Here is a 12,745-nt window from a genome sequence, read left to right on the forward strand (position 1 = left end):
GCCGGGGCCCGCCGTGTTCAGCCGTTCAAGGACTTCTGCAGGAAATCCAGTTCGAGGCGGAGCAGATTCGCGGCGACCTCCTCGCGGGACACCAGGTGGCTCGCGCCGGGCAGCGGCAGCACGGTGTGCGGACGGCCCGCGGCCAGCAGCGCCGAGGACAGGCGCAGCAGGTGGACGGGCAGGACGTTGTCGTCGGCCAGGCCGTGCACCAGCATCAGCGGCCGTTCCAGCCGGTGCGCGTGGGCGACCAGCGAGCAGTTCTCGTACGCGTCGGCCTGCACATCGGGGTGGCCCAGATAGCGCTCCTTCCAGTGCGTGTCGTACAGGCGCAGGTCGGTGGGCGCGGCGCCCGCCACCGCCGCGTGGAAGACGTCGGGCCGGTGCAGGACCGCGCCCGCCGCGAGGAACCCGCCGAACGACCAGCCGCGTATGCCCACGCGGCCCAGATCGAGGTCGGCGAACCGCTCGGCGGCCGCGTGCAACGCGTCCACCTGGTCGTCGAGCACGGGCGTCAGCTGGTCGCCGTGCACCGCCTTGGCCCAGGCCCCGCCCCGGCCGGGCGTGCCGCGTCCGTCGGTGACGAGCACCGCGTAGCCCTGTTCGGCGAACCACTGGGCCACCACCGTCCACCACGCGCGCGCGTGCACCACGAGTTGGAGCCCCGGACCCGCGTAGGGGCAGAGCAGCACCGGCAGCTTCCCGGAACCCGGCTCGTGCCAGGACGGCAGGTAGAGCGCGCTGCGCAGCTCCCGTTCGCCGAGGGTCAGATGGCGGGGCCGGGGCGTCACGACCGGTTCCTCCGCGTGGACGGCGATGCGGCCGACCGGCTCGCCGCCGCGCAGCACGGTCACCGTGTGCCCGTCGGGCGTCCGGCTGTCCAGGACCACGGTGTCGCCGCCGACGGCCGCCGTGTGCACGCCGGGGCCCTCGCTGAGCTGGCACAGCGGTCCGGCCCCGGGCTCCGGATCGGGCTCCTGGTCCGCGTGGTCGAACGCGTAGACGTGCACCTCCGTCGGCTCGGTCGACGCGGTGAACCACAGTCGTTCGCCCGTGCTGCCCAGGACCTCGCGCACCTGGAGGCCGCGCGGCGTCAGGGTGTCGCCCACGTGCAGGCCGCGCGTGTCCCCGGGCACCTCGCCGGGACGCACGACCCGGCCGCTCGCCAGGCGCAGGGGCGTGCCCGGCAGCAGGTCAAGCCACGCGCCGTCGCGCAGGTGCTCGACGAGCCGGGTCGCGCCGGTCCCGGGGTCGACGGTCATGACGTACGCCGAGCGCTGGTCGCGGGTCTGCAGGGTGATCAGCGGCCCGTGGGCGTCCCAGGCCGCCGTGGGGACGTACTCGAAGGCGTCGTCCGTCCACTCGCCCGCGATGTGGCGTCCGAAGACCCGCAGGGGCGTGCGGACGGTGGTGCGGGTGCCGTCGAGGCGCAGCAAGTGCAGTGACGTTTCTGCGTTCGCGGTGCCCGCCGCCGGATAACGCACCGCGCGCGGCGCGAGCTCCGGGTGGGCCGGGTCGGAGAGCCACCACACCTGCACCGCCGAGGCGTCGACGCGGGCGACCAGCAGCGCGTCGCTCCGCGGCGACCACCAGAAACCGCGCCCGCGGCCCATCGACTCGGCGGCCACATGGTCGGCGAGTCCGTACGTGACCTGCGGACTCTCGGGTTCCGCGAGCGCCCGGTCGCCCGTCCCGTCGACGCCGACCACCCGCAGGGCGCCGCCGCAGACGTACGCGACGAGGGCGCTGTCCGGTGAGAGGCGCGGGTCGACCACCGGCCCCGCCGTGCGGATCCGGCGCGGCGCGCCGCCGTCCGTCGCCACCACCCAGAGCGCCCCGCCCAGCGCGAAGGCCGCCACGCGCGCGTGGAGGTCGCTCGAGTAGGAGACCACTCCTTGCGCCGATTCCCGGGCGCGCTCCCGGCGCACGCGCTCCGCCTCAGGGAGGGGACCGCCGTCGCCCAGGGCGAGCGGATCGGCCAGCATGCGTTCGGCCCCGTCCTCGTACACCCACAGTCGGCCCACCGGATCGTCGCCCGCCGTGGAGCGCACGAACAGCACCCGCTCCCCGTCCGGCGAGACCGTGAAGCCGCGCGGCACCCCCAGCGAGAAGCGGTGCGTGCGCGCGAACTGCAGAGGAAGATCAGGTGAGTCCATGCCGGGCACTGTAAGCAGCGGGCCGAGTGATCGAACAGCTCATGACCGGCAGTAATCTGGGCCCATGCTCAGCCACGTCACCGCGGTCCGTTACGTCACGCCCCTGCGGGAGGGCGGATCGCTGCCCGGCCTCGTCGAGACCGAGGACCACGGCACGTACGAGACGTACGTCATCAAGTTCACCGGCGCGGGACAGGGCCGCAAGACGCTCGTCGCCGAGGTGATCTGCGGGGAGCTGGCCCGCAGGCTCGGTCTGCGGATGCCGCGGCTCGTGGTGATCGGACTCGACCCGGTGCTCGGACTCGGCGAGCCGGACGAGCGGGTGCAGGCCCTGCTCAAGGCGAGCGGCGGACCCAACCTGGGCATGGAGTTCCTCTCGGGCGCCCTCGGCTTCGACCCGCTTGCCTACGACGTGGCACCGGACGAGGCAGGACGCATCGTCTGGTTCGACGCCCTGATCAACAACGTGGACCGCTCCTGGCGCAACCCCAACCTGCTGCGCCGGCAGGGCGAGCTGTGGCTCATCGACCACGGCGCGAGCATGATCTGGCATCACAACTGGCGCACCGCCCGGGCCGCCGCCGCCAAGCCGTACGACGCGTCGGACCACGTCCTCGCCCCGTACGGCCCGGACGTGGCGGCGGCCGCCGCGGAGCTCGCGCCCCGCGTCACCGAGGAGCTGCTCACCGAGGTCTGCGCCGAGGTGCCCGACGTGTGGCTGGCCGACGAGCCCGGCTTCGAAGGGCCGGACGCGGTGCGTCGTGCCTACGTGGAGGTCCTGCTGGCGCGGGCCGGCACCGTCCACGAGCGGATCACCCTGCCGACGACCGAGCCGAAGGGCGCCACCCAGTGACCGAGCAGAACGCATCCGCGACGGGCGAGCGGGACGTACCCGCGCGGGACGTCTTCGAGTACGCGCTGGTGCGCGTCGTGCCCCGCGTGGAGCGCGGCGAACAGTTCAACGCGGGCGTGATCCTCTACTGCCGCGCCCGGTCCTTCGTCGCCGCCCGCACCCACCTCGACGAGACCAGGCTGCGCGCCCTGGACCCGGCGGCCGACGTCGAGGGCATCAGGGCCGCGCTCGGCGCGGTCGAGCGGATCTGCGCGGGCGGCGCCGCCGCCGGGCAGGCCGAGCGCGACGAGGCGGGGCGGCGCTTTCGCTGGCTGATCGCGCCGCGTTCCACGGTGGTCCAGCCGGGCCCGGTGCACACCGGTCTGACGGCGGATCCCGGGGCCGATCTGGACCGCCTTCTCGACCTGCTGGTCAGGTAAAGCGGCACCGCACTCCTGTGGGCCGTTGACACCCGGTGCCAGGGCTTCTAGCGTCTCGTCCTGCTGAAGGTACTAAGCGGTCGCTCACCATCGGGGCGTACCGTAGAGCCGCATCCCAAGGGCGAGGAGAACCAGCATGTCCACCAGTGAGCAGCGCGTCGCTGTCGTGACCGGCGCAGCGCGAGGCATCGGCGCGGCGACCGCGGTACGGCTCGCGGCCGAGGGCCGCGCCGTCGCCGTCATCGACCTCGACGAGGCCGCCTGCAAGGACACCGTCGCGCAGATCACCGCGGCCGGCGGCAAGGCGCTCGCGGTCGGCTGCGACGTGTCCGACGAGGCCCAGGTCGAGGCCGCGATCGCCCGGATCGCCGAGGAGCTCGGCGCGCCGACGATCCTCGTCAACAACGCCGGTGTGCTCCGCGACAACCTGCTCTTCAAGATGAGCGCGGGCGACTGGGACACGGTCATGAACGTGCACCTGCGCGGCGCCTTCCTGATGTCCCGTGCCGTCCAGAAGCACATGGTGGACGCGGGCTTCGGCCGTATCGTCAACCTCTCCTCGTCCTCCGCGCTCGGCAACCGCGGCCAGGTGAACTACGCCGCGGCCAAGGCCGGTCTGCAGGGCTTCACCAAGACCCTCGCCAAGGAGCTCGGCAAGTTCGGCGTGACCGCCAACTCCGTCGCCCCCGGCTTCATCGTCACCGAGATGACGAAGGCCACCGCGGACCGCGTGGGCATGGGCTTCGAGGACTTCCAGGCCGCGGCCGCCACCCAGATCCCGGTGCAGCGCGTGGGCCGCCCCGAGGACATCGCCAACGCCATCGCCTTCTTCACGGGCGACGCCGCGGGCTTCGTGTCGGGGCAGGTCATGTACGTCGCCGGCGGCCCGCTCAACTGACCCGGAAGGCAGAGATCATGGCTGTGCAGGACAGCGGCAGGGCCGCGCTCGTCACGGGCGCGAGCCGCGGCATCGGTTACGGCATCGCCGAGGCGCTGGTCGCCCGCGGCGACCGGGTCTGCATCACCGGCCGCAACGAGGACGCCCTCAAGGAGGCCGTCGAGAAGCTCGGCGCCGACCGGGTCATCGGCGTCCCGGGCAAGGCCCACGACGAGGCGCACCAGGCGGTCGCCGTCGAGCGCGCGATGGAGGCCTTCGGCCGCGTCGACTTCCTCGTCAACAACGCCGGCACCAACCCGGTGTTCGGCCCGATCGCCGAGCTCGACCTGAACGTCGCGCGCAAGGTGTTCGAGACCAACGTCGTCTCGGCGCTCGGCTTCGCCCAGCAGACCTGGAAGGCCTGGCAGAGCGAGAACGGCGGCGCGATCGTGAACATCGCCTCCGTCGCCGGCGTCTCCGCCTCGCCGTTCATCGGCGCGTACGGGATGAGCAAGGCCGCCATGGTCAACCTCACCCTGCAGCTGGCGCACGAGTTCGCGCCGAAGGTGCGCGTCAACTCGATCGCGCCCGCGGTCGTCAAGACCAAGTTCGCCCAGGCGCTGTACGAGGGCCGCGAGGCCGAGGCCGCCGCGTCCTACCCGCTCGGGCGGCTCGGCGTGCCGGAGGACATCGGGGGAGCCGCCGCGTTCCTCACCTCCGCCCAGTCCGACTGGATCACAGGTCAGACACTCGTGGTCGATGGCGGCATCTTCCTCAATGCGGGCGTCGGCTGACGAACGCCCCACATCCACCGGGGCCCCGCTTTCGGTGACGTATACACGCATCAAGTGCCCTGTCGGCGCCAGGACTTGGCCCGGCGGGGCACTGCGATATTGTCTCCCGATTCCATGGCATGGCCGATCGAGGAGCGTGCGCGTGTTCAGTGAAGTTCCCGCTGCCCAGCGGACCCGGGCGCTGCGCCCGGTGGCGGCGATCGCGTCGATATCCCTGCTCGCGGGCTGTGGGGTGCTGTCGTCCGACGGGTCGGACGAAGCGGAACAGATCACCGTCGGCACGATGAGCGCGCCGAGCACCCTGGACCCGGCCAAGGCGTGGGACAGCTCCTGGGAGCTCTACCGGAACGTCTTCCAGACCCTGCTCAGCTTTCCCTCGGGGGCCACCGAGCCGGAGCCGGACGCCGCGGAGTCGTGCAAGTTCAGCGACGGCTCCAGCACGGTCTTCACCTGCGAGCTGCGCGAGGGGCTGCAGTTCTCCGACGGCGATCCGCTGGACGCGGCGGCCGTCAAGTACTCCTTCGACCGGATGCGCATCATCGCCGTGAAGGGCGGCCCCACCGGGCTCCTCGGCTCGCTCGACAAGGTCGAGGCCAAGGGCGACCGGACCGTCATCTTCCGCCTCAAGAAGGCGGACGCGACCTTCCCGTTCGTGCTCGCGACCCCGGCCATGTCGATCGTCGACCCCGGCGAGTACCCGAAGGACCAGCTCCGCGAGGGTGACACGATCACCGGGTCCGGGCCGTACACCCTCAAGTCGTACGCCGCCGACGAGAAGGCGGAGCTGGTCAGGAACGACAAGTACAAGGGCGCCGCCGACGTCAAGAACGACGCCGTGACCATCCGCTACTTCAAGAAGTCGGCGGCCATGGTCGACGCCCTGAAGAGCAAGCAGATCGACGTGACGTTCCGCGGCCTGGCCGCCGAGGACATCGTCACCATGCAGGGCAAGGGCCGGCGCGAGCAGGAGATCGAGCTCGTGGAGGGCTCGGGCACCGAGATCCGCTACCTGGTGTTCAACACCAAGGACCCGTGGGTACGGAAGCTGCCGGTCCGCCGCGCCTTCGCGCAGCTCGTCGACCGTGCCGCCATCGCCCACAAGGTCTACAAGGACACCGTCGAGCCGCTCTACTCGATGGTCCCCAGGGGTCTGACGGGTCACGCCACCGGCTTCTTCGACGACTACGGGAACCCCAGCGTGGCCAAGGCCAGGAAGATCCTCACCGACGCCGGCATCAACCAGCCGGTCCCGCTCACCCTCTGGTACACCACCGACCGCTACGGCTCGGCGACCGAGTCGGAGTTCGCCGAGCTCAAGCGGCAGCTGGAGGCGTCGGGCCTGTTCAGGATCACGCTCAAGAGCCGCCCCTGGACGCAGTTCCAGGAGGGCTACAGCAATGGCGAGTACCCGGTCTTCGGGCGCGGCTGGTTCCCCGACTTCCCCGACGCGGACAACTTCATCGCGCCGTTCGTCGGCCCCCGGAACGTGCTCAACACGCCCTACCCGTCGAAGGAGATCACCGACGAGCTGCTGCCCCGCGAGCGCAGGGAGGCCGACCGGAGCGCGGTGATCGAGGACTTCGAGCGGGCCCAGGAGATCCTCGTCGACGACGTCCGGCTGCTGCCGCTGTGGCAGGGCAAGCAGTACATCATGGCCAGCGAGGAGATCGCGGGCGGCGAGCGGGCCCTCGACCCCTCGGCGATCATGATGATGTGGGAGCTGCAGCGCAAGACCAGCTGGTAGCGGGCGGTCGGCGCCGGGCGGACGTCACCGGGCACAGGGCGGACGGCGCCGGGCGGACGTCACCGGGCACAGGGCGGACGGCGCCGGGCGGCGGGGCGGGGGAGCCGGTCGATTGTCAGTGGTCGCCGGTAGGTTCTGTGGTGAGAAGTGACCGCACACCGGAGGTTGTTGACGTGACCGACATCGCCATGCTGCCCGCGTCCTGGCGCGGAGTCCTCGGCGAGGAGCTGCAGAAGCCCTACTTCAAGGAGCTCACCGAGTTCGTCGAGGAGGAGCGGGCGAGGGGACCCGTCTTCCCGCCGCGTGACGAGGTCTTCGCCGCACTCGACGCGACGCCGTTCGACCAGGTGAAGGTCCTGGTCCTCGGCCAGGACCCGTACCACGGCGAGGGCCAGGGGCACGGCCTGTGCTTCTCGGTGCGCCCCGGTGTGAAGACCCCGCCCTCCCTGCGGAACATCTACAAGGAGATGAAGGAGGAGCTCGGCCACCCCGTGCCGGACAACGGCTATCTGATGCCGTGGGCCGAGCAGGGCGTCCTCCTGCTCAACGCGGTCCTGACCGTGCGCTCCGGCGAGGCCAACTCGCACAAGGGCAAGGGCTGGGAGAAGTTCACGGACGCGGTGATCCGCGCGGTGGCCGACCGCCCCGACCCCGCCGTCTTCGTCCTGTGGGGCAACTACGCCCAGAAGAAGCTCCCGCTCATCGACGAGGAGCGGCACGTCGTGGTGAAGGGCGCGCACCCCTCACCGCTGTCCGCGAAGAAGTTCTTCGGCTCGCACCCCTTCACGCAGATCGACGAGGCGGTCGCCGCGCAGGGCCACCAGCCGATCGACTGGCGGATCCCCGACATCGGCTGACGCGGGTGGGGCGGCGGACGGGGCGGATGCGTCGGGGACGTCGGGCGGTCCGGCGCGCGGGCGGGCCTTGCGGTGCCGGTTGGCGCGATCCGGCCCGCACCTGTCGCCGTGGGCCGCCGTGGCCGGGACCGGCCGCGGTCGGCCGGGTCCCGTGCACCGGGTCGCGAAGGGCCCGTCACCGGGCTGGCCCATCGCCGCGCGCGAGCGCCACCGCCGCCGAACGAGCCTGACCGGGATTGTCGGTGGTGGCGGCTAGCGTCGTGAGCGATGGGGGCCATGGCCGTACGACCACGGAGGATCCGGTGACGGAGCAGCAGGAGCAGACGGCGGAGGACGCCATGATGACGCGGATCGGGCAGGCGGTCATGCTGCACCACGGCGGCGACCGCGAGGAGGCGCAGGACCGCTTCCTCGGCCTGTGGGGGGAGATCGGCGAGGACGGCGACCCGCTGCACCGCTGCACGCTCGCGCACTACATGGCCGACACGCAGGTGGACCCCTCGGACGAACTGGCCTGGGACTTGCGGGCGTTGTCGGCGGCCGACGAGCTCACGGACAAGCGCCTGCACGAACACCACACCTCGCCGACGGTCCGCGGCTTCTACCCCTCCCTCCACCTCAACATCGCCGCGGACTACGTGAAGCTGGGCCGCCCCGCAGCCGCCCGCAGTCACCTGCGCCGGGCCCGCGGCGCGGTGGGCGCCCTGGAGGACGACGGCTACGGCAACGGCATCAAGGAGGCCATCGCGCGCCTGGAGGGCGAGGTGGGGGAGGGCAGCGAGGAGGAGTAGCGGCGGTGCCGGGGGAGGGGTGCGGAGGGCGGGAAGCCGGGCGGGGCCCCGAAAGAGCCGGGCAGCGGCGGCCACGGGGGTGTCGCCGCTGCTCACGGGAGTGTGAGGGGGCATCGGCCGGATATCTCGGCGTCCGCTGATGCTGCTGCCGGTGCGTGGGCGGGGGCCGTGTCCGTACGTGCGGGGGAGCCGGGGTCCGTGGGGGTGGGGTGAGCCGGTGTCCCTGGGTGCTGTTTGTGCATGCGGGGGCGTCCGTGCTGGCCGTCCGTGCTGGCCGTCCGTGCGCAGGCGTCTACGTGCTGCGGCGTTAGCGTCCGTACACGTCCCGGCAGATGACGGCCTGGGGGCTGTCGGGGTTCCAGTTGCCGTAGGCCTCGCCGAGGGTGCAGACGTCCGCGCCGCTCGGGACGGTGGGGGTCCGCGGAGGTGTCGCGGGTCGGTCGGCCCCCGCTCCGGGGCGTCGCGCGGCGGCCTCGGGTGTGTGCCGGGAGGGCGGCGGTGCCGGGCGGGCCGGTGGTGCGGGTGGCGCGGGCGAGGGGGCGGCCGCGGCGGATCTGCGGGCGGCGGGGCGCGGGGGCGGTCCCATGCGTTCGAGGGCTTCGCGGGCCGGGGCCTGCACGACCCGCGGCCGGCTCCTCCCGTCGGCGCGGGGCGCGGGCGGCGGCGCGGTGGCCGCGGCGGGACCGGCCCCGGTGGGCCGCTCGACGCTGACGCAGCCGGAGACGGCGGCCGAGACGGCCACGGAGACGAGGAGCGCGGCGGTGGTCGTCGATCGGTGCACCCGCGCAACTCTGCTGTGCGTGAGGGGCGTTGGGGTGGAAAGTAGGGGAGGTTGCCCCGCACGGGTGAGGGGCGCCGCCCCAGGTGACGCAGGCACCGGTGGCGGGGCGGCGGCCGTGCTGTTCGCGGGTGACGGCGCCGCACGCCCCGAGGTTCACGGGTGACGGCGGCGCACGCCCCGAGCGCCGTCGGCGGGCTCGCTCAGTCGTCCAGCATGCCGCGCAACAGCTCGCCCACGCTCGTCCGCAGCTCCTCCTGCGCCGGGACCGTGGCGTGGTACGACCCCGCCACGCACGAGAACATCAGGCCGTCGCACCACGCCACCAGGGACAGTGTGTGACGCTCGGGAGTCGGGGAGCCCGCAGCCCGGAGCAGGGCCTCCAGGGGTTCCCTGAACTGGGCGCCCGTCGCGTCGTAGAACGCGCGGAGCTCCGGCCTGCGGGTGGCTTCGAGGGCCAACTCGTACCGGGACACGAGGAGTCGGCGGTGCTCGCCGGTGAGGTAGCGGTGCAGCGCCAGGGCGAGGCCGGTGGCCAGTTGGTCGAGGCCGGCCGTCGGGTCCGGCAGCTCGGCCGGGTCGAGCACCTCCGCCTCGCGCTCGGCCTGCCGCCGTACCGCCGCTTCCAGGAGGGCGAGCCGGGTGCGCGCGTGATTGGACGTGGACCCCTGGGGCAGGCCCGCCGTCTCGTCCACGGCCCGGTGGGTGAGGCCTCGCATGCCGCGTTCCGCCAGGAGGGCGAGGGCGGCGTCGGCGATGAGTTCGGTGCGGGGGGCTCCCGTGCTGCGTACGGACATGACAGAAACCCTACCTCCCTGACTACAGCTGTAGTACGGTCATGTCCTCGCCCACTACGGATGTAGTGAGCGGATGGGTGCCGCGTCCGTGGCGCACGTGCGGCGGTTGTGGCGTACGGGCGACGGCGTGCGGCACCGCGGAGGAGGAGTCATGAGGAAGCAGCCCCACGCCGTGGTCATCGGCGCCGGTATCGGCGGGCTCAGCGCGGCCATCGGCCTGCACGAATCGGGATGGAACGTCACGGTCCTGGAGCGGGCGGCCGCCCTGGAGCCGGTGGGAGCCGGTATCGGCCTGGCCCCGAACGGCCGGCGCGCCCTGGACGTCCTGGGCCTCGGGGAGCAGGTGCGCGGCCTCGCCGCCTGGCAGGGCGACGGAGGGATGCGCGCGCAGAACGGCCGCTGGCTGGTGCGCACGACCGCGGCGGAGACCGAAGCGGCGTACGGCGGATCCCTGGTGATGCTGCACCGCGCCACCCTCGTCGACCTGCTGGTCGCCGCGCTGCCCGAGGGGGCGCTGCGCACCGGCACGCGGGCCGCCGTCACGGACCCCGGTGCCGCAGGCCGCCGTGCCGTGGTCACCACCGACGAGGGGGACAGCGGGGCGGACCTCGTCGTCGGCGCGGACGGCATCGACTCCGCCGTCCGCCGGGCCCTCTTCCCGGACCACCCCCGCCCCGCGTACGCCGGATTCACCGCGTGGCGGTTCGTCGTCCCGGCGCCCGACGTGCCCTTCACGCCGCACGAGACCTGGGGGCGGGGCGGCGTGTGGGGCACGCAGCCGCTCAAGGACGGCAGGGTGTACGCGTACGGAACGGCCCGTGTGCCCGAGGGCGGCAGGGCGCCCGACGGCGAGAAGGCCGAGCTGGAACGCCGGTTCGGCCACTGGCACGACCCGATCCCGCGGCTGATCGCCGAGGTCCGGGCGGAGGACGTCCTGCGCAACGACGTCCGGCACCTGCCGGCCCCGCTCGCCCGCCACCACCGCGGCCGCGTCGTGCTGATCGGCGACGCCGCGCACGCCATGACCCCGAGCCTCGGCCAGGGCGGCAACCAGGCGATCGAGGACGCAGTCGTGCTGGCCCACCACGCGGCCCCGCACGGAGACCTCGCCGCGGGCCTCGCGGCCTACGGCGCGGCCCGCGTCCCGCGCACGTCGGAGATCGTCCGGCGCGCGGCCCGCGCGTCCCGCGTCACCCACCTCACCGCAGCCCCGCTCGTCGCCCTGCGCGACGCCTTCGTGTCGACGGCCGTGCGGGTGGCCCCGGGGGCCGTCCTGCGCAGCTTCACCTCGCTCACGGACTGGCATCCGCCGCAGGCCACACCGATCGCCCAGGTCGCCCCGGTCGCCCCGGTCGCTTCGGCCGACGGTCATCCGGCGCCCGCCGCTCCCCACTAGCCCGCCAGGCCGCCCCACCGGGCTCGCCGATCACCGGACCCCGCCCTGCGGAACATCCCGGACGAACACGACCCCGTCCATGCGGGACAGGTGCGCCGGGTCGAGCGGGGCGTATCCGTAGTACGGGGACGGGCGCGGGACCGGTGACGTGGCGCCGAGGGCCGTGGCCAGCCGCGGGGCGTCGAGAAGGCAGGGATCGTCCGGCAGCGCGTACAGGTGTCCCTCGACGGAGTCCCGCGGCGGAACGTCCACGCCGTGGTGCCGGAGCGTGCCGAGGGCGGTGGCCACGAACCCGTACCGCTCGCCCAGACGGGCGCTCACGAGCGCGCCCGCGCCCCACCACGCCAGGGGCGCGGCGCCCATCCGCACCGAGCTCTTGTCCCGCTGGAGATGGGCGTTGTGGGCGTGGACGAGCGTCGGGCCCCGTTCGGCCAGGGCCAGGAGGTTGTCGGCCATCATCTGGTCCCGCAGGCTCACCAGCAGGGTCATGCGGTGCGGCGCGGGGTCGGCCATCCGGAAGTGGTAGCGCAGCAGGCCGGTGGCGGTGCGCGCGTACAGGCGGGCCCGATCCAGGTCCTCCCTGGAGGTCGCCGCGAGCAGGTGCGGTATCTCCGTGTCGAGGAGCGCGGTCAGGTCGTCGGCGAGCAGGCGCAGCTCCCTGGCCTCGGCCGAACGCCCCACGGACCGGGCCGGATCCGTCATGGCGGCGGGCGTGGTCCAGGCGTCGTCGGCGCCGAGCAACCGGTCGAGAGCCTCGGCGGAGCAGGGCAGCAGCTCCGCGTCCACCGAGGCCGACAGGTACGCGTGCAGTGCGGTGAGGGCCTGCCGGGGGCTCGCCGCGTCGGTGATCTCCAGCGGTCCGTCGAAACCGGCGAAGCGGACCTGCTCGTGCGGGGGACGCCCCTCGTTGTGCGCACGCAGTCGGCGTACGAGCTCGCGGTTGGCCGCGGAGGCGCCCCAGCCGTGACTGAACCCGCCGCGCATGACGTCGTCGAGGGTGCCGCGGCCCGTGGTCACGTACGCGTCCACCAGCAGGCCCCGCAGACAGTCGCTCTCGATCGCGACCGTCCGGTAGCCCTTCTCCTCGATCAGTCGCAGGAAGAGGTCGTTGCGCAGGTCGAGCAGGGAGTCCTCGCCGTGGGTCGGCTCGCCGAGGGCGAGCAGCCGGGGGCGGCCGGGGAACAGCTTCATGACGGCGGAGGCTTCGAGGGCGTGGGCGGTGTCCGTGATGTCGGTGGCCATGCCCTCAACGCTATCGTTGAAGATTCGGTGGAAACTTTGGCACG

12 protein-coding genes are annotated in these 12,745 nt (G+C 73.1%); 8 read left to right on the forward strand and 4 right to left on the reverse strand.

What is annotated here, in order from left to right:
* Positions 1 to 17: 17 nt before the first annotated feature.
* Positions 18 to 2,153, reverse strand: coding sequence for a prolyl oligopeptidase family serine peptidase (locus ACFYXE_RS18940; protein WP_389313731.1), 2,136 nt, complete (start codon positions 2,151 to 2,153; stop codon positions 18 to 20).
* Positions 2,154 to 2,217: 64 nt separating this feature from the next.
* On the opposite strand from ACFYXE_RS18940, the gene ACFYXE_RS18945 reads away from it, so the two are divergent.
* The 7 genes from ACFYXE_RS18945 to ACFYXE_RS18975 all read left to right on the forward strand — a co-directional run bounded on the left by ACFYXE_RS18945 (position 2,218) and on the right by ACFYXE_RS18975 (position 8,488).
* Positions 2,218 to 3,006 carry a HipA family kinase gene (locus ACFYXE_RS18945; RefSeq protein WP_389313733.1) on the forward strand — a complete coding sequence of 263 codons (789 nt, stop codon included), beginning with the start codon at positions 2,218 to 2,220 and terminating at the stop codon, positions 3,004 to 3,006.
* A complete protein-coding gene (locus ACFYXE_RS18950) occupies positions 3,003 to 3,425 on the forward strand; it encodes a DUF3037 domain-containing protein (RefSeq protein ID WP_389313735.1) in 423 nt (140 codons plus the stop codon). The genes ACFYXE_RS18945 and ACFYXE_RS18950 overlap by 4 nt, the downstream gene beginning before the upstream one ends.
* Before the next feature lie 136 nt (positions 3,426 to 3,561).
* Positions 3,562 to 4,323 carry a 3-oxoacyl-ACP reductase FabG gene (gene fabG, locus ACFYXE_RS18955; protein WP_361173516.1) on the forward strand — a complete coding sequence of 254 codons (762 nt, stop codon included), beginning with the start codon at positions 3,562 to 3,564 and terminating at the stop codon, positions 4,321 to 4,323.
* 17 nt (positions 4,324 to 4,340) lie between these two features.
* Entirely contained in the window at positions 4,341 to 5,096 is a 756-nt protein-coding gene (locus ACFYXE_RS18960; RefSeq protein WP_389313738.1) for an SDR family oxidoreductase, read from the forward strand.
* A gap of 136 nt (positions 5,097 to 5,232) precedes the next feature.
* A complete protein-coding gene (locus ACFYXE_RS18965) occupies positions 5,233 to 6,840 on the forward strand; it encodes an ABC transporter substrate-binding protein (RefSeq protein ID WP_389313740.1) in 1,608 nt (535 codons plus the stop codon).
* Positions 6,841 to 7,013: 173 nt separating this feature from the next.
* Positions 7,014 to 7,697, forward strand: a complete 684-nt coding sequence (gene ung / locus ACFYXE_RS18970; RefSeq protein ID WP_361173507.1) for a uracil-DNA glycosylase — start codon at positions 7,014 to 7,016, stop codon at positions 7,695 to 7,697.
* A gap of 302 nt (positions 7,698 to 7,999) precedes the next feature.
* Positions 8,000 to 8,488, forward strand: a complete 489-nt coding sequence (locus tag ACFYXE_RS18975; RefSeq protein WP_389313743.1) for a hypothetical protein — start codon at positions 8,000 to 8,002, stop codon at positions 8,486 to 8,488.
* A 307-nt stretch (positions 8,489 to 8,795) separates the two neighbouring features.
* Here the strand turns inward: ACFYXE_RS18975 and ACFYXE_RS18980 are convergent, their stop codons facing one another.
* Both ACFYXE_RS18980 and ACFYXE_RS18985 read right to left on the reverse strand, forming a co-directional pair.
* Positions 8,796 to 9,269: a hypothetical protein gene (locus ACFYXE_RS18980; RefSeq protein WP_389313745.1), complete on the reverse strand. Its 474-nt coding sequence runs from the start codon at positions 9,267 to 9,269 to the stop codon at positions 8,796 to 8,798.
* Positions 9,270 to 9,469: 200 nt separating this feature from the next.
* Positions 9,470 to 10,063 carry a TetR/AcrR family transcriptional regulator gene (locus tag ACFYXE_RS18985; protein WP_389313747.1) on the reverse strand — a complete coding sequence of 198 codons (594 nt, stop codon included), beginning with the start codon at positions 10,061 to 10,063 and terminating at the stop codon, positions 9,470 to 9,472.
* 151 nt (positions 10,064 to 10,214) lie between these two features.
* Here ACFYXE_RS18985 and ACFYXE_RS18990 point away from each other — a divergent pair, with 151 nt between their 5' ends.
* Positions 10,215 to 11,459: an FAD-dependent monooxygenase gene (locus tag ACFYXE_RS18990; RefSeq protein WP_389313749.1), complete on the forward strand. Its 1,245-nt coding sequence runs from the start codon at positions 10,215 to 10,217 to the stop codon at positions 11,457 to 11,459.
* A 30-nt stretch (positions 11,460 to 11,489) separates the two neighbouring features.
* Here the strand turns inward: ACFYXE_RS18990 and ACFYXE_RS18995 are convergent, their stop codons facing one another.
* Complete coding sequence (locus ACFYXE_RS18995) at positions 11,490 to 12,701, reverse strand: erythromycin esterase family protein (protein ID WP_389313751.1); 1,212 nt, start codon at positions 12,699 to 12,701, stop codon at positions 11,490 to 11,492.
* Positions 12,702 to 12,745: the final 44 nt, after the last annotated feature.

It is taken from the genome of Streptomyces sp. NPDC002564, from assembly GCF_042889645.1.
Taxonomy (GTDB): domain Bacteria; phylum Actinomycetota; class Actinomycetes; order Streptomycetales; family Streptomycetaceae; genus Streptomyces.